The 20818-nt window shown below is 67.9% G+C and carries 16 protein-coding genes; 4 read left to right on the top strand and 12 right to left on the bottom strand.

The genetic code is table 11. The features are described 5' to 3' along the window. Positions 1-18: 18 nt before the first annotated feature. From dxs to C566_RS0100790, 4 genes are all read right to left on the bottom strand, one after another. On the bottom strand, positions 19-1992 hold the full coding sequence (dxs, locus tag C566_RS0100805; RefSeq protein WP_018772426.1) for a 1-deoxy-D-xylulose-5-phosphate synthase: 1974 nt from the start codon (positions 1990-1992) through the stop codon (positions 19-21). A gap of 199 nt (positions 1993-2191) precedes the next feature. Then, positions 2192-5005 (bottom strand): aconitate hydratase, encoded by a 2814-nt coding sequence (locus C566_RS0100800; protein ID WP_018772425.1) that lies wholly within the window; start codon positions 5003-5005, stop codon positions 2192-2194. A 221-nt stretch (positions 5006-5226) separates the two neighbouring features. Next, positions 5227-6603, bottom strand: coding sequence for a class I SAM-dependent RNA methyltransferase (locus tag C566_RS0100795; protein ID WP_018772424.1), 1377 nt, complete (start codon positions 6601-6603; stop codon positions 5227-5229). Beyond that, positions 6600-8576 carry an APC family permease gene (locus C566_RS0100790; protein WP_196802314.1) on the bottom strand — a complete coding sequence of 659 codons (1977 nt, stop codon included), beginning with the start codon at positions 8574-8576 and terminating at the stop codon, positions 6600-6602. The genes C566_RS0100795 and C566_RS0100790 overlap by 4 nt, the downstream gene beginning before the upstream one ends. A 154-nt stretch (positions 8577-8730) precedes the next feature. Here C566_RS0100790 and C566_RS0100785 point away from each other — a divergent pair, with 154 nt between their 5' ends. Beyond that, positions 8731-9402, top strand: a complete 672-nt coding sequence (locus C566_RS0100785; protein ID WP_018772422.1) for a potassium channel family protein — start codon at positions 8731-8733, stop codon at positions 9400-9402. Next, positions 9403-10146, top strand: a complete 744-nt coding sequence (locus C566_RS0100780) for a potassium channel family protein (RefSeq protein ID WP_018772421.1) — start codon at positions 9403-9405, stop codon at positions 10144-10146. It begins immediately after the preceding gene. Between the two features lie 82 nt (positions 10147-10228). Here the strand turns inward: C566_RS0100780 and C566_RS0100775 are convergent, their stop codons facing one another. From C566_RS0100775 to dut, 4 genes are all read right to left on the bottom strand, one after another. Then, the gene (locus C566_RS0100775; protein WP_018772420.1) at positions 10229-11092 is read right to left on the bottom strand and encodes a DUF3159 domain-containing protein; all 864 of its coding nucleotides are present in this window, start codon (positions 11090-11092) and stop codon (positions 10229-10231) included. Continuing rightward, positions 11089-11544 carry a hypothetical protein gene (locus C566_RS0100770; RefSeq protein WP_018772419.1) on the bottom strand — a complete coding sequence of 152 codons (456 nt, stop codon included), beginning with the start codon at positions 11542-11544 and terminating at the stop codon, positions 11089-11091. The genes C566_RS0100775 and C566_RS0100770 overlap by 4 nt, the downstream gene beginning before the upstream one ends. After that, complete coding sequence (locus C566_RS0100765) at positions 11537-12268, bottom strand: DUF3710 domain-containing protein (protein ID WP_018772418.1); 732 nt, start codon at positions 12266-12268, stop codon at positions 11537-11539. The genes C566_RS0100770 and C566_RS0100765 overlap by 8 nt, the downstream gene beginning before the upstream one ends. Before the next feature lie 289 nt (positions 12269-12557). After that, on the bottom strand, positions 12558-13076 hold the full coding sequence (gene dut, locus C566_RS0100760; RefSeq protein ID WP_018772417.1) for a dUTP diphosphatase: 519 nt from the start codon (positions 13074-13076) through the stop codon (positions 12558-12560). 164 nt (positions 13077-13240) lie between these two features. On the opposite strand from dut, the gene C566_RS0100755 reads away from it, so the two are divergent. Beyond that, positions 13241-13726, top strand: coding sequence for a DUF3093 domain-containing protein (locus C566_RS0100755; protein WP_018772416.1), 486 nt, complete (start codon positions 13241-13243; stop codon positions 13724-13726). A 123-nt stretch (positions 13727-13849) separates the two neighbouring features. Here the strand turns inward: C566_RS0100755 and C566_RS0100750 are convergent, their stop codons facing one another. Further along, complete coding sequence (locus C566_RS0100750; RefSeq protein ID WP_018772415.1) at positions 13850-14149, bottom strand: DUF4193 domain-containing protein; 300 nt, start codon at positions 14147-14149, stop codon at positions 13850-13852. A gap of 342 nt (positions 14150-14491) precedes the next feature. Here C566_RS0100750 and sepH point away from each other — a divergent pair, with 342 nt between their 5' ends. Further along, entirely contained in the window at positions 14492-15919 is a 1428-nt protein-coding gene (sepH, locus tag C566_RS0100745) for a septation protein SepH (RefSeq protein ID WP_018772414.1), read from the top strand. Positions 15920-15973: 54 nt separating this feature from the next. On the opposite strand, the gene C566_RS0100740 is transcribed toward sepH, so the two are convergent. From C566_RS0100740 to C566_RS0100730, 3 genes are all read right to left on the bottom strand, one after another. Beyond that, on the bottom strand, positions 15974-17260 hold the full coding sequence (locus C566_RS0100740) for an alkaline phosphatase family protein (protein ID WP_018772413.1): 1287 nt from the start codon (positions 17258-17260) through the stop codon (positions 15974-15976). Between the two features lies 1 nt (position 17261). Next, positions 17262-18005 carry a DUF5998 family protein gene (locus tag C566_RS0100735; RefSeq protein ID WP_018772412.1) on the bottom strand — a complete coding sequence of 248 codons (744 nt, stop codon included), beginning with the start codon at positions 18003-18005 and terminating at the stop codon, positions 17262-17264. Positions 18006-18085: 80 nt separating this feature from the next. Beyond that, the gene (locus C566_RS0100730) at positions 18086-20797 is read right to left on the bottom strand and encodes a bifunctional acetate--CoA ligase family protein/GNAT family N-acetyltransferase (protein WP_018772411.1); all 2712 of its coding nucleotides are present in this window, start codon (positions 20795-20797) and stop codon (positions 18086-18088) included. Positions 20798-20818 lie beyond the last annotated feature (21 nt).

Here is a 20818-nt window from a genome sequence, read left to right as displayed (position 1 = left end):
GCTCATCGGATGTGCTGGCTACAGCAGCGGGATGCTGCCGGTGCTGGGGTGTTCCTGGCCGGGCAAGGGGCGCGCAAACGGCACCTTGGTGCCCAGGACCTGGGCGACGACGTCGTGCGTGATCTGCTGGGCGGTCAGGCCGACGCGTTCGAGCACCTGGCTGCGCGTGCCGTGATCGAGGAACTCGACCGGCAGGCCGACCTCGTTGAGGGCGGTGTCCACGCCCGCGGCACGCATCTCCTGGCGGATCCGGGAGCCGACGCCGCCGGCCCGCACTCCGTCCTCGATACAAATGACCAGGCGGTGGCGCGCGGCGAGGTCGATGATGGACTGCCGGACCGGGAGGACCCAGCGGGGATCCACCACCGTGGAGCTGATGCCCTGGGCACCGAGCCGGCTGGAGACGTCCAGCGCGAGTTCTGACATGGCGCCCACGCTGACGATCAGGACGTCGTTCTCGTTCGAGCCCGCGGGCCTGCGGGCCAGCACGTCCACGCCGTCTTCCAGGCGTTCGACCGCATCGACTTCGGGGCCGACGTTGCCCTTGGAGTAGCGGAGCACGCTCGGGGCGTCTTCAATGGCCACAGCCTCGCGCAGTTCCTCCCGCAGCCGGGTGGCGTCGCGCGGCGCCGCGAGGTGCAGCCCGGGGACGATCTGGACCATGGCCATGTCCCACATGCCGTGATGGCTTGCGCCGTCGGGTCCGGTGACGCCGGCCCGGTCCAGCACGATCGTGACGCCGGCTTTGTGCAGGGCCACATCCATCAGCAACTGGTCGAAGGCACGGTTCAGGAACGTCGCGTAGACCGCGACCACCGGGTGCAGTCCCCCGAACGCCATGCCGGCAGCCGAGGTGAGGGCGTGCTGCTCGGCGATGCCGACGTCGAACACGCGCTCCGGGTGCCGGGCAGCGAACTTGTGCAGCCCGACCGGAATCAGCATGGCACCGGTAATCCCGACGATGTCCTGGCGCTCGTCGGCGATGTCGGCGATCTCGTCGGCGAACACCGCGGTCCAGGACTTCGCGCCACCGGCCTCGGTGGGTGCGCCGGTCTCCGGATCGATGATCCCCACGGCATGGAACTGGTCCGCTTCATGGGCACGGGCCGGGGCGTAGCCGTGGCCCTTTTCCGTCATGGCGTGCACGATCACGGGTCCGGCATAGTTCTTGGCGGTCGACAGGGCGTTTTCCATGGCCTGGAGGTCGTGGCCGTCCACGGGACCGATGTACTTCATGCCGAGGTCCTCGAACATGCCCTGCGGGGCCCACCAGTCCTTGATGCCCTTTTTCATGGCGTGCAGGCTCTTGTAGGTGAACTGCCCCGCGGGGCCGCCCTTCTGCAGTTTGCGCTTCCACCACTCGAGCGTGCCTTCATAGGAGGGGGCGGCCCGGAGGGAATCGATCGTGGGGCGCAGGGACGCGAGGTAGTCGGCGAACCCGCCGACCGTCGGGGCGTAGGAGCGGCCGTTGTCGTTGACCACAATCACGACACGGCGCTTCTTGTCCGCCGCGATGTTGTTGATGGCCTCCCAGGCCATGCCGCCGGTCAGGGCGCCGTCGCCCACCACCGCGACGACGAAGCGGTCGCCGTCGCCGGTCAGCTGCCGGGCGCGCGAGATCCCGTCGGCCCAGGACAGCGAGGAGGACGCGTGCGAGCTTTCGACGATGTCGTGCTCGGATTCGCCGCGGTCCGGGTAGCCGGACATGCCGCCCTGCTGGCGAAGCGTGCTGAAATCCTGCCGTCCGGTGAGGAGCTTGTGCACGTAGGACTGGTGCCCTGTGTCAAAGACAATGCTGTCGCGGGGGGAATCGAAGATCCGGTGCACCGCGATGGTGAGCTCGACGACGCCGAGGTTCGGGCCCAGGTGCCCTCCCGTCCGGGAGACGTTGCCGATCAGGAAATCCCTGACCTCGGCTGCCAGCTGATCCAGCTGCGCCCCGGACAACTTACTCAGGTCCTGCGGATTCCGGATGGTGTCCAAGATTCCCAACGGCCCCTCCTTCGGGTGGTAGACATGCCTTTTAACTCTAACGCCTCCGGGCGGGCCGCCGCGCCGGAGGCCTGCACCGGCACGCTGCCCGCCCCTGATCCAGTGCCCGCCCCTTTAACCCGGGAACGCAAGAGCCCCGGCCGGTCAGTGACCGGCCGGGGCCGTTGCATGCGTTACCGGAGCCTGCCCGGCAGCTCCGCTAGTGCGCGGAGATCTGGCGCAGGACGTACTGCAGGATCCCGCCGTTGCGGTAGTAGTCCGCCTCGCCCGGGGTGTCGATGCGCAACACGGCGTCGAAGGACGTGACGGAACCGTCTTCGGCGGTGGCCGTGACCTTGAGGGTCTTCGGCGTGGTGCCTTCGTTCAGGGCGGTGACGCCCTCAACTGCGTAGGTTTCCGTACCGGTCAGGCCCAGGCTGGCGGCGTTCTGGCCGGCCGGGTACTGCAGCGGCAGGACACCCATGCCGATCAGGTTGGAGCGGTGGATGCGCTCGTAGCTCTCGGCCACGACAGCCTTGACGCCCAGCAGCGCTGTGCCCTTGGCGGCCCAGTCACGGGACGAACCGGAGCCGTACTCCTTGCCTGCCAGGACCACCAGCGGGGTGCCGGCGGCCTGGTAGTTCTGCGCGGCGTCGTAGACGTAGGCCTGCGGGCCGTCAGCCTGGCTGAAGTCGCGGGTGAAGCCGCCCTCCACGCCGTCCAGGAGCTGGTTCTTGATGCGGATGTTCGCGAACGTGCCGCGGATCATGACCTCGTGGTTGCCACGGCGTGAGCCGTAGGAGTTGAAGTCCTTGCGCTCCACACCGTTGGCCAGCAGGTACTGCCCGGCCGGGGTGTCCGACTTGAAGGAACCTGCCGGGGAGATGTGGTCCGTGGTGACGGAGTCGCCGAGCTTGAGCAGCACGCGCGCACCGGTGATGTCCTGGACCGGCTCCGGCTGGGCCTTCATGCCCTCGAAGTACGGGGGCTTGCGGACGTACGTGGACTTCTCGTCCCAGGCGAAGGTGTCGCCGGCGGGGGTGTCGAGCGCCTTCCAGCGATCGTCGCCCTCAAAGACGCCTTCGTAGCCGCGGGCGAACATTTCCTTGTCGATCGAGGAGTCGATGACTTCCTGGACCTCGACGGGGTTCGGCCAGATGTCCTTCAGGAAGACGTCGTTGCCAGCCTCGTCCTGGCCCAGGGCATCGTTGTCGAAGTCGAAGTCCATGGAACCGGCCAGGGCGTAGGCGATGACCAGCGGCGGGGAGGCCAGGTAGTTCATCTTCACGTCCGGGTTGATCCGGCCTTCGAAGTTACGGTTGCCGGAGAGCACCGCGGTGACGGAGAGGTCGTTGGCCTGGATGGCCTCGGAGATCTCGGCGTCGAGCGGACCGGAGTTGCCGATGCAGGTGGCGCAGCCGTAGCCCACGATGTAGAAGCCGAGCTTCTCCAGGTACGGGGTCAGGCCCGACTTGTTGTAGTAGTCGGTGACCACCTTGGAACCGGGAGCCACGGAGGTCTTGACCCACGGCTTGGACGTCAGGCCCTTGTCGACGGCGTTGCGGGCCAGCAGTGCGGCGGCCAGCATCACGGACGGGTTGGACGTGTTGGTGCAGGAGGTGATCGAGGCGATCGAGACCGCGCCGTGGTCGAGTTCGAACTCGCGTCCGTCCGCGGTCTTGACGCTGACCTTATTGGACGGGCGGCCGTTGGACTTCGGGCCGTGCGCGTGCGGGGCCACGTCGCTCATGTGCGACGACGAGGCGGTGAACGAGGGCGAGTCCGAAGCAGGGAAGCTTTCGTCGATCGCTTCGTCCAGGCTTCCGTCGGCCAGGTCTTCCTTCACGTAGTTGCGCAGGTCCTCGCGGAACTGGGCCTTGGACTCGGTGAGGATGATGCGGTCCTGCGGGCGCTTCGGGCCGGAGATCGACGGAACAACCGTGGACAGGTCCAGCTCGAGGTACTCGGAGAACTTGATCTCGCGGGAGGGGTCGTGCCAGAGGCCCTGTTCCTTCGCGTACGACTCCACGAGGGCGACGTTCTCGTCGGACCGGCCGGTGAGGCGCAGGTAGTCGAGGGTGACGTCGTCGATCGGGAACATCGCGGCGGTGGAGCCGAACTCCGGGCTCATGTTGCCGATCGTTGCACGGTTGGCCAGCGGCACAGCCGCGACGCCTTCACCGTAGAACTCGACGAACTTGCCGACCACACCGTGCTTGCGCAGCTGCTCGGTGATGGTCAGGACGACGTCGGTGGCGGTGGCGCCGGCCGGGATGGAGCCGGTGAGCTTGAAGCCCACGACGCGCGGGATGAGCATGGACACGGGCTGGCCGAGCATGGCAGCCTCGGCCTCGATGCCGCCGACGCCCCAGCCCAGCACGCCCAGGCCGTTGACCATGGTGGTGTGCGAGTCGGTGCCGACGCAGGTGTCCGGGTAGGCGCGCACAACGCCGTCGACTTCACGGGTCATGACAGTGCGGGCCAGGTACTCGATGTTGACCTGGTGCACAATGCCGGTGCCCGGCGGGACGACCTTGAAGTCGTCAAATGCAGTCTGGCCCCAGCGCAGGAACTGGTAACGCTCACCGTTGCGCTGGTATTCGATCTCCATGTTGCGCTCCAGTGCGCCGGAGTTACCGAAAGCGTCAATCTGGACCGAGTGGTCAATGACCATTTCGGCCGGCGCCAGCGGGTTGACCCGCTTGGGGTCTCCGCCGAGCTCCTTGACGGCCTCACGCATGGTGGCGAGGTCAACGACGCACGGCACGCCGGTGAAGTCCTGCATGATCACGCGCGCCGGCGTGAACTGGATCTCAGTGTCGGGCTCGGCGCTGGGATCCCAGCCTGCAAGCGCACGGACGTGGTCGGCCGTGATGTTGGCACCGTCCTCGGTCCTCAACAGGTTTTCAAGCAATACCTTGAGGCTGAACGGAAGGTTTTCTGCACCTTCGACGGAGTTCAACCGGAAAATTTCATATTCGGATCCGGCTACATTAAGTTTGCCTTTTGAACCGAAGCTGTCCACAATGCTCATCGCAGGACTCCTCTCGCAACAGTTTCATCTTTGTCGCGCCGCTGGACCCTTGCTAGTTAGGTCGGCCTAACTAATACAGGCATCAGTACATCAAGGTACGCAATGCAGGTAAGAAACACAGGGAACGGCCGTTAACTTAACGCCAGTGGTTAATTAACGCCAATGGTCAATTAACCATTGGTGGAGCGCGACGACGGACTACTACGCCCATCCTAGTGGCATCACGGTTGGGGAGTCAGTAACGCCACAGTCTCCATGTGGTGGGTGTGCGGGTACAGGTCGAAGGCGCGCAGCCCGGCCATGCCCCAGCCGCCCTGCCGGAAATAGCCCAGGTCGCGGGCGAACGACGCCGGATCGCAGGAGACGTAGGCGACGGCCCGGGGACCGGCGTCGATCAGCTGCTTGACTACCGCCTTGCCGGCACCCGCACGCGGCGGGTCCAGGATCAGGGCGTCGAAGTTGCGGGGTTTTTGCCGCAGCACCCGCTCCACGCGGCCCTGGACGATCTCCACCTGGGCGGCGTCGTGCAGGTTCTTGCGTGCATCGCGGCTGGTTCCGGGCGCTCCCTCGACCGAGAGCACGGATCCGGTCTCCCCCACGGCATCGGCCAGCGGTGCCGTGAACAGCCCGGCCCCGGCGTACAGGTCCGCCACCACCGAGCCCGGCGCGAGGTAGCCGCCGTCGTGCAGGAAGCCGGTGACGGCGCCGACGAGCGTCTCCGGGGCATCCCGGTGGATTTGCCAGAAACCGTCGCCGGTGACCCGGTAGTCGTGGCCCGCGGCCGACTCCTGGACGTAGGTGCGGCCGCGCAGCTGCAGCACCTCTCCGGTGACCGGGTCCAGGCTGGCCACCGAGACGTCGTCGGGCAGCTGCGCCAGGATGCCGCTGAGCCGCTTGGATCGTGTTCCCGGGGCGGGCACCAGCAGCACCAGCGGCCGGGAGCCGTTCGCCGGGGCGGCAACCTCGACCCGGTCGATGCCCTGCAGGTCGACGTCCCAGAGCCGGAGCGCGTTGATTCCGTCCACGGCCAGCGGCATGTCCCGCACGGGCAGGACGGCATCGGAGCGGTGGGCGTGCATGCCGAGCTTGCCGGCGGGCGTCACGGCGAAGCCGGCGCGCGTGCGCCAGCCCAGGCCGGACGCGGCCGACTCCCCCGCACCGCCGGTGCCCGCGGCCGCGCCGACGGCCTCGACTGTGATCTGCCCTGCGGGCGCAAATTCGACGCCGGCCAGCCGCTTGAGCTGTTCGGCCAGGACGTCGGCCTTGAGGCTGCGCTGGCGGGCCAGGGATATGTGGCCGAGTTCGGCGCCGCCGACGGGCGGGTGCCGGTGCGACCAGGAGCGCGCGGAATCGGCGAGGTCCCAGAAGTGCGGCACCCGGTCCGGGGAGGGCTCCAGGACCTCCACCACATCGGCGCGCCAGAATTTCGCGGCCGGGCCGTCGTCGGTGAGCCGGACGCGGACCTTTTCGCCGGGAATCCCGTGCCGGACGAAGATGACGCGTCCCTCGTGCCGGGCCACGCAGTGCCCGCCGTGCGCGACGGGTCCGACGTCGACGACGAGATCGGTGTGGGTGTGCGTCCGGGTGTCGGGGGTCATTGGATATCCTGCAGGTTCTTGGCTTCTTCGGACGATTTCAGCTGCCACGGCACACTGGCCACCATGACGCCGGGCTCGAAGTGCAGCCGGGTCTTGATGCGCAGCGCGGTCTGGTTGTGGACCAGCTGCTCCCACCATTTGCCCACGACATACTCCGGGATGTACACCACGATCAGGTCGCGGGGCGAATCCCGGCGCATGCTCTTGATGTACTCCATGATCGGGGTCACCGTTTCACGGAACGGGCTGGCCAGGACGGTCAGCGGCACCGGGATTTCGAGCTTCTCCCAGTCCGCAACAGTCGCCTCGGTCTCCTCCGCACTGATGTCCACTGTGATGGCGTCCAGCCGCGAGGGGCGTGAGGCCCGGGCGTAGGCGAGGGCGCGCAGGACCGGTTTGCGCACGTGCGAGACGAGCAGCACGGCGTGTACACGGGTGGGCAGGGCGCGCGGCGAGGAGTCCTCGTCCACGGCGAGTTCCTTGGCCACGTTGTCATAGTGCGCCCGGATGCTCCACATGATCAGGAACAGCACGAACATGGCCAGCAGCGCGATCCAGGCGCCCTGCGAGAACTTGGTGATGAGGACGATGATCAGCACCAGTGCGGTCATGCAAAAGCCCACCGTGTTGATGGTCCGGGACTTGATGATGCGCAACCGCACGGCGGGGTCCTTGGACAGTTTCAGTTCCCTGCCCCAGTGCCGGATCATGCCCAGCTGGCTCATCGTGAAGGAGATGAAGACACCCACGATGTAGAGCTGGATGAGCTTTGTGACGTCGGCGTTGAAGGCGAGGATCAGCACGATGGCGCCGGCCGCCAGGGCCAGGACGCCGTTGCTGAAGGCCAGCCGGTCGCCACGGGTGCGCAGCTGGCGCGGCAGGTAGCCGTCCTGCGCCAAGATCGAGCCGAGTACCGGGAAGCCGTTGAACGCCGTGTTGGAGGCGAACACGAGGATGACGCCGGTGGCGGCCACCACGATGTAGAAAGGGATGGAGCCCTCGCCGAAGACGGTCTGTGCGATCTGGCTGATGGCCGGATTCTGGATGTAGCCCTCCTCCAACGGTTTGCCGTTCAGGAGGAATTCGGTCGCCGGGTCCAGGACGATGTGGACTTGGGTGGCGTTGGCCAGATAGATGATGCCCGCGAGCATGGCGGAGGCAATCACGCCGAGCAGGAGCAGGGTGGTGGCCGCGTTCTTGCTCTTGGGCTTCTGGAAGTTGGGTACACCGTTGCTGATGGCCTCGACGCCGGTCAGGGCAGCCGCGCCCGAGGAGAACGCACGCAGCAGCAGGAACGCGCCGGCCAGACCGACAAGTCCCTCATCGAAGCCCGGCTCCGGCACAATTTCGAACGCCGCCGAGGGTGCCTGCCCCAGCTGGCCGGTGGCGGCCTGGAAGATCCCGACGGCGGTCATGCCCAGGATGGAGGCCATGAAGATGTAGGTCGGGACGGCGAAGACGCTGCCGGCCTCCTTGATGCCGCGCAGGTTCACGAGGGCCAGGATGATGACCCCGATCGTGGCAATTGCCGCCTGCTGTCCGTGCAGCGAGGGCACGGCGGTGGTCAGGTACGTCGCGGCCGAGGACATGGACACGGCCACGGTCAGCACATAGTCAACCAGCAGCGCCGAGGCCACGGTGAGGCCGGCAAACTTGCCCAGGTTGACGTTGGCGATCTCGTAGTCGCCGCCACCGGAGGGGTAGGCGTGGACGTTCTGGCGGTAGGAGGCCACGACGGTCAGGAGCACCACCATGACGGCGAGGCCCACCAACGGCGAGATGGCCACCGCACTCACGCCGGCCAGGGCCAGGGTCAGGAGGATTTCGTCGGGCGCATAGGCCACGGAGGACAGCGCGTCCGAGGCGAAAATGGGCAGCGCGATCCGCTTCGGCAAGAGCGTGTGGGCCAGACGGTCGTTCCGGAAGGGCTTGCCTACCAGCACCCGCTTCACGGCATTGAAAATTGTCAGCACCACACAAAGCTAGTCTGATTCGGACGCGATGTCATGACGGTGAAGCCGGCGTACACAAGGGCGCCGGCCGGCGCCCCGTGGCCGTGGCCTTCCGGGACCGCGTGGCCGGTAGAGTTTTACGCAGTATCAGACGCAGAACCAAGAGGAGGCCCATGTGGCGCACTTCGTGATCATGGGTTGTGGCCGTGTCGGGGCAACCCTGGCGCACACGCTCGAGGACGCCGGGCATTCGGTGGCCATCATCGACCAGGATGACCGTGCCTTCCGCCGGCTCCGCACAGGATTTTCCGGACGGAAGGTCACGGGGGTCGGGTTTGACCGCGAGACGATGAAGCGCGCCGGCGTCGAGGAAGCCTATGCCTTCGCGGCCGTTTCCAGCGGCGACAACTCCAACATCCTCGCCACCCGGGTGGCGCGGGAGACCTTCCACGTTCCGCATGTGGTGGCCAGGATCTATGACCCGGGCCGCGCCGAAATCTACCAGCGCCTCGGCATTCCCACCGTCGCCGCAGTCCGCTGGAGCGCCGACCAGGTGCTGCGCCGCATCCTGCCCGAACAGCACATTGCCGGTGACTTCCGGGAACCCTCGGGCCGGCTGGTACTCGCGGAGGTTGACCTCAACCCCGACTGGATCGGGCACCCGATCTCGTCGATCGAAAAGGCGGCCGGCATCCGGATCGCGTATCTGACCCGGTTCGGCGAGGGCATGCTGCCCGCTGCCGCCACGTCCTATCAGGACGGCGACACTGTCCACGCCATGCTGAACGTGGAGCGGAGCTCCGAGATCGGCCACATTCTCGCCAAATCCCCCGCCAAGGAGTCCTAAGTGAAAGTCGTCATCGTCGGTGCCGGAAGCGTCGGGTCCTCGATCGCCCGCGAGTTGCTGGCCCACAAGCACGAAATCCTGCTGATCGACGAGAAGCCGGAGGTCATCGGCCGGAGCGGGCTGCGCGGCGCCCACTGGCTGGTCGGTGATGCCTGCGAGCTGAGCACGCTGCAGGACGCCAAACTCGAGGACGCCGACGTCGTGGTGTCCGCCACCGGTGACGACAAGGTCAACCTGGTGGTCTCGCTGCTGGCCAAGACGGAATTCGGCGTCGGGCGTACCGTCGGCCGGGTCAACAACCCCAAGAACGACTGGATGTTCGACGATTCCTGGGGCGTCGACGTCGCGGTCAACACCCCGCAACTGATGACCGCCCTGGTGGAGGAGGCGGTGGAGATCGGTGACCTGGTCCGGCTGCTGACGCTGCAGACCGGGGTGTCCTCGCTGGTGGAGTTCACGGTCCCGCACGACTCGCACGTGATCGGGCTGACCGTGGGCGATGTCCAGTGGCCCGAGGACGCCACCCTCGTCGCGATCCTGCGGGACCAGGCGCCCATCACACCGAGCCGCGACGACGTGATCGACGGCGGCGACGAGCTGTTCTTTGTCACCACGATCGCGGCCGAGGACGACCTCCGGGCCCTGCTGGCACCCGAATCCCCGCTGGAGGACCAGCACCCGGTGACCTCGGACCAGCACGGCCACGGCACCCAGCCGGCCGGGGACGACGGCTTCGACGGCTGATCCCCCTGTTTACGTAAAGATGCGCTATCAGTAATGGCCGTTCCCGGGGCTTGGGAACGGCCATTACTGATAGCGCATCGGGTCAGTTGGCCTCTGTGGCCGCGGCGGGCACCGGGGCCGGCCGGGTGATCAGCCAGGCAATCCAGATGCCGAGGATATACAGCGGGGCACCCATGAGGAGCCTGGTGGTGGCGAGGGCGGCGAGGCCCTGTTCCCCCATGAAGTAGAGCGGCACCTGCACCACGAGCCGCAGGACCAGCACGGCAACGATCACCCACGTGCCGATGCTGTATGCCCTGATCCGCTTCGGGTCCTTGCGCCATTCCAGGCCCTCGTTGCGGATGAAGCCGAAGAGCAGGCCGGCGATCGGCCAGCGCACGGCCACGGAGATCGACATTGCCACGATGTAGCCGACGTTGGTGAAGAACCCCAGGACGTAGAAGTTCTCTGCTTTGCCGGTCGAGGTGGCCAGCCAGGCGGAGAGTCCGACGCCGATGAAGCCCGCCAGCGCCTGCGTCAGCGGTTTGCGCTGGACCAGCCGCGCCACAGTGAAGACGGCGGCCACCGCCAGGGAGGCTGTGACGGCCATCGCCAGGTTTTCCCGGTCGATGGTGAACGCAATCAGGAAGACCAGGCCCGGCAGGATACTCTCGGCGATGCCCTGGATGCCGCCGGCGCTTTTAAGCACGTCGATGTTGCCGTTGCTCGACCGGTGCAGGCCGGCCTTGGCCGCATAGTCCCCGGCCAACTGGGCAACGGTGGGCTGGGACGCCACGGATTGGGAAGCCGCGGGATCGGCGGCCGCCGGCCCGGCGGCCGTTGGCTGGGAAGTCACCGGCGCGGCAACGTCCCGGCCGCCGTCGGCGGTTTCCCCCGGTTCCTGCCGGCCGATGTCTTGCTGAGGCCGGTCCGGGCGGGCCCGCTCGGGGTGTTCGGGCAGGGTCATTGCTCCTCCTGGCGGGAGAGTATTTCGTAGCGGGGGTTGAAGATCGTCGGCAGCCCGTCGCGCATGGTCACCATGCCCTCGAGGCGGAGCTCCGTTCCGGCGTCGACACCGGGGATCCGGCGCCGGCCCAGCCATACGACGCGCAGCCGCTCCTTGGGACCGGCCGGCCGCTGGCGCTGAGCGCCGGGGCGCACCCGGTGTGTGGAGACCCCGTTGGCCGGCAGGCTGCTCGCCGCTCCTGCGCCGGAGCCGGCCTTGGCACCAAGCCCCGGGAACCGGCTGACGGGCGCGGGTGCGTCGTGATCGATCAGGATCGCAATGAAGGAGGCCACCTGGTTGGCGGGCACGTACGTCACGGACTCGATGAAGCCGTGGCACAGTACCCGACCGCGGTCCGGCAAGTCCCGGACGGACATGGTGGCGGTGGCTTTCCTGCCGGCGGCATCAGCCAATCTGGGTTATCTCCGGTCCGCGTTCGGGCTGTTCGAATTCGGGGGCCGCCTGCGGCGACGGTGCAGCGGCGGTGTCCTTGGGCAGTCGCAGCTGCAGCAAGTCACGCGGCGGCATGGGGTTCTCGCCACGGACCACCACGATCTTCCGGAAGAGCCCTTCCAGCCCGGCCGCCGCGTCGCGGTCAAGGGCCGCCTCGCCGCCGAATACGCCGCGGAGGAACCAGCGCGGGCCATCGACCCCGATGAAGCGGGCCACGCGGTACCCCTGGCTGCCGTCTGCGCCGCCGGCGGGAAGCTTCGCCACGAGCTCGACGCCGAAGCTGCCTTCGACCTCCTCGACCTGGCCGCCCTGGCTGCCGACCGACTGGCCGATTTGCTCACGGATCTCATCCCACAGGCCCTCGGAGCGGGGGGCGGCGAAGGCCTGCAGCTGAAGGCTCGAGCCCTCCAGGTCCATGGTGACGGCGACGACGCGCTGGCTCGCCTCTTCGACCTCCAAACGGAGCTGGAGTCCCTCGCGGGGCGCGATCAGCAGCGCGCCGAGATCCACATACCCGTCCTGGTCCTCGATTTCCGAGACGTCGAAGGGCCCGGTCGCGGCCCGGCCAGCGGTTTCGGCAACGTTCCCGGCCGGCGTCGCAGCGGCGTCACTGGCAGCTTCCGTGGCTTCGCCCGGCTCTGCTGGCTGCTCCTGTTTGGCTTTCCTGCCGCGCCCAAAAACCATGGGGTGTCTCCTTCAGTTGTGGTCCTGTACCGCCGCCCGGCGCCGTCCTGGCGCCTGTCCGCGTGGCCGCCCGCTACCCCGCGGCCGGTTCGTTGTTCCCTGCATCATTTCCCGCATCGCTGATCATTTCCCAGCGCCTGTGTTGCTGTCATGCCCGTGTTGCTTCAATGCCTATGTTGCTTCAATGCCTATGTGCTTCAGTGCCTGTGTGCTTCGGCGCCGATGTTCTGCAGTACCTGCGGCACTGCAGAAACGCAGCTGGCTCCCGTGGCCTTGCCGGGGCCTGCGCTCAGGCCGGTCCGCCGAAACCGCCGGTGGAGCCGAAGCCTCCCCCGCCGCGGACGGAGCCGTCGAGCTCCTCGACCGGGAGGAACCTGGCGTACTCCACGCGCTGAATGACCATTTGTGCAATTCTATCGCCGCGGCGGAGCTCGATCGCCTCGTGCCGGTCCGTATTGAGCAGTGTCACCGCGATTTCCCCGCGGTAGCCGGCGTCCACGGTCCCGGGGGCGTTCACCACCGTGAGTCCGTGCTTGGTGGCGAGGCCGGAGCGGGGGTGGATCAGCGCAACGAAACCATCCGGCAGCGCAATCGAGACGCCGGTCGGGACGAGGCGGCGCTCCCCCGGCGCGAGGACGACGTCCTCCCGGGCGCGAAGGTCGGCGCCGGCGTCGCCCGGATGCGCGTACGACGGCGGCTCGAGCCCGTCGTCGAGCATTTTCAGCTGTACCGTCAAGGTGGGCGTTCCGTAGGCTGCGTCGCTGGCCGTGGAGGCGGCACTGGCGACGGCGGTGTTTTCTTCAGTCACAGTCCCTCACTCTAACGCCCGCGAGGAACATCGTCCTAGCCGCTGCCGGCCTGCCCGCGCACGGCGCCCGCGGGACTGGAGCCGGGTTGACGCGGGTTGGTCCGGGGCTGGAGACGGGCGGGGGCCGAGGTGAAATAGGCCGGGAAAGATGAAAAGCTGTGCTTATGCCCGAATCCAGCGCAGCCGCGCCTGCCCCGAAGAGCGCCCCGAGCGACTCCACTGTCCTTTACTCCGAGAAGCTTTGGCCAAACTTCTGGATCTGGCTGGTCTCGGCAGGGTTCTCCAGCGCCGGGATCCTCATGCTGGCCCCCATCAGCATCTGGGCCGGCATTACGGCAGCAATCGTTCTCTTCATCATCATCTCCGTGCTGCTGGTCCTGTCCACGCCGTCAATTGCTGTCACGAGGACCACCCTGAAGGTGGGCAGGGCCACCATTGAACGCGGGTTCCTGGGCAAGGCCACGGCGTTCCGGGGCAAGGAAGCGACCGCGGAACGCGGCACCCGGCTCAACGGGCTGGCGTTCCTGTGCATCCGCGGCTGGGTGGATCCGGTGGTCCGGATCGAGATCGAGGACCCCTCGGACCGCACGCCGTACTGGCTCACGTCCACCCGCCACCCCGAACAGCTGATCGCCGCGCTCAACACCTAGTTCCCGCCGTCTCCGCCACGGTTCCTGCGCGGCTGCCACCCACGGTTCCTGCGCGCCGCCAGGCGCGCAGGGGTCCCAAATGCGTGACCGGGACCCGGGCTCCCGGTCACGGCTGCCGCGTCCCTAACCCTCGCAATCCTTGCAATACTTGAGGCCGTCCTTTTCGCGGGCAATCTGCGAACGGTGGCGGACGAGGAAGCAGGAGGCACACGTGAATTCGTCTGCCTGGGCGGGCAGAACCCGGACCAGCAGTTCCTCCCCGGACAGGTCTGCGCCGGGAAGTTCGTAGCCTTCGGCGAGGTCGGACTCATCTTCATCCACCACAGCGGAAGGCTTCTCCGTACGCCGCGCCTTCAGAGCCTCAATCGAATCCTCACTGAGGTCTTCTTCGGTCTTACGCGGCGCATCGTAATCAGTCGCCATTATTTGTTGCTCACACTCCGCATTCGTTCGATTGATTCGCCGTTCCAGGATGGCCCGCCGGGATGGTAACCCTGGGCTCCGGGAGCGGTTCACCGTTGTAACGCCGGACATGCGGTTTTTGTGCCCGGTGTCGGGTCATTTTTGCTTAAGCGCCCACCGAATGCCAGAGCCCACCGGTCCCCTCCCCCCGATCTCTCCCGCAGACCCGCAAAAACCGGCGGAAAGTCGCGGAAAGTCGCGGAAAGTCGCGGAAAATCACGGCGCGCCAGCCGTCCTAACCCGAAATGCGTCCCGCTGGTGGCAGAGTTTCGATTGTTAGTAATGCCAGGGTGGAGGATTTGTATGCAGGATCTACGGCTTGTAGGCGTCCACGACGACGGAGAGCATCTCCTGTTGAGTGGCACCGGCGGCGAGATGTTCCAGCTGCCGATCGATGAAGCACTTCGGGTGGCAGCCAGCCGGACGTCGGCGAAGACCGCGTCCAGCGCGGCCGCACCCCCTATTGCCATGTCACCGCGCGATATCCAGACCAGGATTCGCAACGGTGCCACCGCCGCCGAAGTGGCGGAACTGTCCGGAATTCCGCTGGAGAAAGTCCAGCGCTACGAGGGCCCGGTCCTGGCCGAACGCGAGTACATCGCCCAGCAGGCCCGCAAAGTGGAGGTCGCCTCCCCTGCCCCGGGCCACGACGCCTACCGGTCCGTGTTCGGTGAAAACCCGGCGTCCCTCAGCGACATGGTCGAACACCGGCTCAGGGCGTACGGCGTCGAACCCTCAACACTGGAGTGGGATTCCTGGCGCCGTCCCGACGGCAGCTGGAACGTGGTGGCCCGCTTTGAGCCCAAGCCCGGCGGCCCGGCCGGAATCGGCGAGGAGCCGCCGGCCCTGTGGACCTTCCACCCCGCCCGGAAGACCTTGCAAAACGCCAACCGCTGGGCCCAGCAGCTGAGCGAACTTGAGCCGCTCGAAGGCCCCGTGCCGACGCGGCGGCTCACGGCCGTCTCCGACCGACCCTTCGACTTTGAGACCGATGCCGAGGCTGCGGCCCGCACAGCGACCGGCCAGCACAGCATTATTCACCAGATGCTGCTCCAGCAGGACAGGATCCACCAGGAACAGGACGCCGACGGGCTGCTGGACATGCTGCGTTCCCGCCGCGGCCAGCGGATCGGCGTGGACGAGGACGCGGACGACGCCCTCGCCACACTCCTGACCACCGGTGTCCCCGCGGCCCACCCCCGTCCGTCGGAGGTGCCGGACGCAACCGAAATTCCGCAAGCAGCGGAACCGGAAGCCACCCCCGAAGCCGCTGCGGAAGGCGATCCCGATTCGGCCGACACCGACCCGGCCGTCATCAAGCCCGGGCTCCCGGAAGTCCCGGCAGTGGAGGCGGCCGCCCCGTCAGAAACCGACCACTTCACGCGACGGCGCGACGGCAGGCCGTCGATGCTCTCGCGGCTGACCCTCGCACCGCGCCTCCCGGAAGAGGACGATGCCCTGAAACTGCACGACGGCGTCAGCACCGAGACCCGGGAAGTCACCATCGCGGCCTCGCAATTGCGCCCGGCCCCTAAGAGTGGCCCGACGGCAAGCCCGGGCCTGGATGAACTGATCGGCGGCGGAACGTCCCGGCGGCAGCACCGCGAGTCCCACGCCGCTACCCGGAACGAGGCCGGCACGGACCAGCCGGAGCGCCAGCCGGCCAAGCCGAAGCGGTCCAGCGTTCCAAGCTGGGACGAAATCGTCTTCGGAACCCGCAACGACCAATAAGAACCAGACCCGAAACTTCAGGCAGGGATTTCAGGCGGGGATCTCAAGCGGGACTCAGCCGCGCGGCGCCCTTTTACCGTCGGCCTGGAAGTAGAGCAGCGGGACTTCCCGCTCGGCTTTCGTGAGGGAACCGTGCTGGCCCACGACCTCCAGGGCGGTGGGCCGGACCCTGCGTGTATCGTAAAGCGCCAGCGAATCCCGGGCCGCGATCATGACGTCGCCGATCCGCAAAGCTGCCTCGGCCCGCACGTCACCGAACAGCCCGCCCGCGATCGCTTCCTCACGGGTGAAGGCCCAGATTCTGTCCCCGAATCGGGACCGCCAGTTTGCCAGCAGCCGGGCGCGGGCGGCGTCGCCCGTTCCATCCTCGAGGTAGAGGTGGACCATGCGCGGCTCGCCGGCGGTGTGCCGCACGCCGGCGAGCAGCGCCGGCTCCGCGGAGTAGTCGATCCGCTGCGATTCGGGCACGTCCACCATGCCGTGGTCCGCCGTCAGCAGCACGGTGGTCCCGGCCGGCAGGGTGGCGTTGAGCCGGCGCACCGTGGCATCGAGTTCCTCCAGCTGGTGCTCCCACTGGGCTGACTGGCAGCCGTGGCGGTGCCCGGCCTTGTCGAGCTCATTGACATAGAAGTACATCAGCGAGGGGCCGGCGCCGGCCATGGCCTCGGCGGCCGCTTCGGTCCGGGCGTGCGACGTGGTTCCGGTGAGGAAGCGGCCGCCGCGCAGCGCGGCCTCGGTCATGGCCGAGGTGCTGAACTGCGGCAGGCTGACGGTCGTGACGTCGACGTGTTCCGCGGCCCGTTCGAAAACGGTGGGGAACGGCTGCCACGTCCGCGGGTCCACGCCGGCGTCCCAGTTCCCCAGCATGTTCACGACCCGGTCCTGATCCGGGTCCAGGACGTCATAGCCCACCATGCCGTGCTGGCCCGCCGACAGTCCGGTGCCAAAGCTGGCGAGGGACGCCGCAGTGGTGGACGGGAAGGCCGAGTCCAGCGACACGGGCACCTGGCCCTGGCCGGCTTGCTGCACCGCCCGCAGGAACGGGGTGTGGGCGCTCTTCTGCTTCAACAGGTTCCGGCCCAGCCCGTCGGCCAGCACCACACACACGCGTTTCGCGGCCGGAAGGTTCAGTTTGTTCTCAAACCCCGGGACGCCCAGGCTTGCGGCGGCGCTGGTCAGCACCTCGGCGATGGAACGGTGTCCGAACGCCGGGGCAGGCGGGAGCACGGACGGACCAGCGCCGGCGGCCAACGGGCCTGCGGCGGCGCCGGCCAGGGAGGGGGTCAATACCGGGACTGGCAGCTGGTCTTCGGCGGGCTCAGGCTGACGGAAATGGGCCATGTCAGCGCTGGTGGCCGCGGCTGAGGCGGTTTCCGAACACGCCCATCCGCGGCCGGGGCGGCAGCCCGGGCCCGTTGTGCGGGACCGGCGCCGCGGAGCCGGTGTTCACGGCACGCAGGGCGCGGGCGAACAGCTTGGCGTCCTGGACGGCCTGCAGGCCGTCCGCTTCGGCGCTGATCCGCAGGACGATGTCTTCCTGCGCGATGGTGCCGCTGTAGCCGTGATCGGCCTCGCACTGCGGGTCCCCGCAGCTGGCCGGACCCATGTCGAGGCGCTGGCCGCCGGACCACGCAATGGACAGCGTCAGCTCCCGGACAGGGTCGGACGGCTTGTAGTCCTGCGGCTGGGCGTAGACGTAGCTCAGGACCACCGAGCGGATCTGGGTGACGGGGACGGACTCGGTGGATACCTGGGCGACGGTCTGCTCGCCGGCCTCGTCAAGCTGCTGGTCGTCGACGTGGGTGATGACCAGCATGTCGTCGGTCAGCACCAGGACGGTGATGTGGCGGCGGACTTCCGCGCGGTCGAAGTGTGTCTCGAGGTGAACGAGGTGGGCCACGCAGTCGCGGCCGTCCAGCGCATCGGCGACGACGTCGGCCACGAGCCGGGGGTAGAAACCGGCCTGCTGGAGGGCCCCTTCCAGGCTCTGGCCCTGCGCACTGTGGTCATGGAGGCCGTGGTGGTGCGCGGTCTGGCGTGCGGGGACGGTCGCCAGGGGCTTGGGTGCTGGAGGCTGGGTGCTCATAGTCTCCATTTTCACAGATCAGCAAGGGACTTGCTAACTGCCGGGCCCCGGACGCGGGCTACAGCCCGGCAGGTTCGACCCTAACTGCGCATCGCCCGGCGCGCACTGTCGGTCCGCTGGGCGGCGTTTGCGATCCTGACGTCGGCGGCAAGGATCGAGGCACCATCGGGCCCGGCGAGGACGGGATTGAAATGCACCAGCGCGACCTCCGGATGGTTGTCCTTCAGCCTGGTGAGGCGGGCGGCGAGGTCCTCGAGCGCCGCGACGTCGACGGCGGGCAGGCCCTGGTAGCCGAAGAGTTTCCGCGACGCCCGGGGCGCCCGGATGAAGTCGTGGACGTCGGAGCCGGAGAGCGGCGGCACGCGGTGGGCCCAGTCGTCGAGCAGGTTCACGGCGTCTCCGGCCAGGCCGAAGGAGATCACGGGCCCCAGCAGCGGGTCTTCGATGGCACGGAAAGTGCAGGCCTGGCCCACGGGGACCATGGTCTGCACTTCCAGGGACGGCGAGCCGTACCTTTCGAGTGACTTGCGCATCTCCAGCACGTTGCGCCGCAGCGAATCGGCGTCCTGGATGTCCAGCCGCACGCCGCCGAGGTCCAGGCGGTGGCGCAGTGCCGGATCCGTGGTCTTCAATGCCACGGGCCAGCCGAGCCGCCCGGCCGCGGCCACGGCCTGCTCCGCCGTCTCGAACCCGACGGACGGGACCAGCCGGATGCCGTAGTGGCCCAGCAGCTGCGCGGCCGTGTCCTGGTCCAGCCGGACGAGCTGCTCTCCGCCCACATTGCGCAGCAGCAGCTCCAGGTCCGCCCGGGCGGCCTCCGGGTGGCACCCGTCGGGTTCCACGAACAGGCCCTGGTCCCGGTCCAGCCATTGGGCGTAGCGCACGACGGCGCCAAGGGCTGCCACCGCCGCACCCGGGTTGGAGTAGCACGGAACCGGCGGAGCGGGCGCGGGCTGGTGTGGTTGCTCCGGTTCCGCGCCGACCATGCCCTCCACGTAGATGGAGGGATCAAGGATTCCGCTAAAGGCGGCCACCACGGGTTTGCCGGCCGCCGCGGAGCATTCGGCCAGCACTCCGGCGATCTTTTCGACGGTGAGGCCGTGGGCCGGCAGCAGCGCGACCACCGCGGCGTACACCGTGTCCGCGGTCAGGGTTTCCTGCAGGCTCCGCCGCAGCGCCGGCAGCGCCCGGGACATGCCCGCGTCGAGGTCAACGTCGGTCACGATCCGTTCCACCCCGAGCCCCTGGCGGGCGGCACTGTCCGCGACCACCTTGCCGAGGGCGCGCGAGTTGCTGAAGACGGCGATTCCGGGCCCCCCGGGCAGCGGCTGGCTCGAGACGATCTGGGCAACGTCCATGAGCTCTTCGATGGTCTCGACCCGGATCACGCCGGCCTGCCGCATCATGGCGTCCAGCGCTTCCGAGGGAGCCTGGGTGGTGCGGACGGCGTGCCCGGGCGGCAGGTTCAGGCCCATGGCGTCGGACTTGGCCACAATCACCGGCTTGGTGCGGGCCAGCCGGCGGGCCAGCCGGGAGAACTTGCGCGGGTTGCCGATCGATTCCAGGTACAGGCCCACCGCTGTGGTGTCGGCGTCGTCCTCCCAGTACTGCATCATGTCGTTGCCGGAGACGTCGGCGCGGTTGCCGGCCGAGAGGAAGGTCGAGATGCCAACCCGGCGCCGGCTGGAGGCCGCGTAGAGGGAGACGCCGATCGCGGCCGACTGGCTGAACAGCCCCAAACCGCCGCGGCGGGCCAGGGCCGGCGCCATCGAGGCGTTGAGGGATACGGACGGGTTGGTGTTGACGATGCCCAGGGATGCGGGGCCGATCACGCGCATGCCGTTGGCGCGGGCCTGCCGGACCAGTTCGCGCTGGCGGGCCAGGCCGCGTTCGCCGTCGTCCGCGTACCCCGCGGTGGCCACCACAATTCCCTTGACCCCGGCGGCGGCGCATTCCTGCACCACCTTGGGGACCTCGTCGTACGGGACCGCGATGATGGCGAGCGTGACCGGGCCGGGGACCTCGGAGAGCCGGGCGAAGGAGAGCATGCCGGCGAGTTCCAGGGCCTCCGGGTTGATCGCATAGACCGGCCCGCTGAAGCCGCCTTCAATGATGTGTTCGAGCAGCTGGTAGCCCACGGTGCCCCATTTGCGGCTGGCGCCGATCACGGCCACGGACGCCGGGGCGAGCAGTTCCTGGATGCTGCGGGCCTCGGCGCGGTGTTCGCGGGATTCCATGACGGCCCGGGACTTGTCGGTGGGGTCGATGTTGAACTCGAGGCTGACCACGCCGTCGTCGAAGTGGCGTTTGACGTCGTAGCCGGCGTCGGAGAAGACCATCAGCATCTTGCGGTTCTCCGGGAGCACCTCGGCGCTGAATTTGCGGATCCCGTGCTCGCGGGCGGCGGCGGCGAGGTGTTCGAGCAGGATCGAGCCGATGCCGCGGCCTTGGTGGGCGTCGGCGATGTTGAAGGCGACCTCGGCCTCCGCCGGGTCATCGAGCCGGTCGTAACGGCCTATGCCGAGGATTTCGCCGCCGATGGTGATCACCAGGGCCACCCGGTCCTTGTAGTCCACCTCGGTGAAGCGCTTGAGTTCCTTGCTGGACAGCTTGGACTTGAAGGCGAAGAAGCGCATATAGATGGACTTCTGGGACTGGCCCACGTGGAAGGCCTGGACGGCATCCGCGTCGGAGGGGTGGATGGGGCGCACATGCGCTGTGCCGCCGTCGCGCAGGACAACATCGGCTTCCCAATATTCCGGATATACGCCGTCCGCCGGCTGATCCACCATAGGCTTAGCCTAGTCATAAAC

It is taken from the genome of Arthrobacter sp. 131MFCol6.1 (assembly GCF_000374925.1).
Lineage (GTDB): Bacteria > Actinomycetota > Actinomycetes > Actinomycetales > Micrococcaceae > Arthrobacter.
Note: the sequence above shows the minus strand (reverse complement) of the source record. Positions and strands in the feature narration are given on the sequence as shown.

Bases quoted from the DNA above. Each gene is read 5' to 3' on its own strand.
- C566_RS0100800 (WP_018772425.1), bottom strand. From the start codon at position 5,005: ATGAGCATTGTGGACAGCTTCGGTTCAAAAGGCAAACTTAATGTAGCC.
- C566_RS0100795 (WP_018772424.1), bottom strand. From the start codon at position 6,603: ATGACCCCCGACACCCGGACGCACACCCACACCGATCTCGTCGTCGAC.
- C566_RS0100775 (WP_018772420.1), bottom strand. From the start codon at position 11,092: ATGACCCTGCCCGAACACCCCGAGCGGGCCCGCCCGGACCGGCCTCAG.
- C566_RS0100765 (WP_018772418.1), bottom strand. From the start codon at position 12,268: ATGGTTTTTGGGCGCGGCAGGAAAGCCAAACAGGAGCAGCCAGCAGAG.
- C566_RS0100755 (WP_018772416.1), top strand. From the start codon at position 13,241: ATGCCCGAATCCAGCGCAGCCGCGCCTGCCCCGAAGAGCGCCCCGAGC.
- C566_RS0100750 (WP_018772415.1), bottom strand. From the start codon at position 14,149: ATGGCGACTGATTACGATGCGCCGCGTAAGACCGAAGAAGACCTCAGT.
- sepH (WP_018772414.1), top strand. From the start codon at position 14,492: ATGCAGGATCTACGGCTTGTAGGCGTCCACGACGACGGAGAGCATCTC.
- C566_RS0100740 (WP_018772413.1), bottom strand. From the start codon at position 17,260: ATGGCCCATTTCCGTCAGCCTGAGCCCGCCGAAGACCAGCTGCCAGTC.
- C566_RS0100735 (WP_018772412.1), bottom strand. From the start codon at position 18,005: ATGAGCACCCAGCCTCCAGCACCCAAGCCCCTGGCGACCGTCCCCGCA.
- C566_RS0100730 (WP_018772411.1), bottom strand. From the start codon at position 20,797: ATGGTGGATCAGCCGGCGGACGGCGTATATCCGGAATATTGGGAAGCC.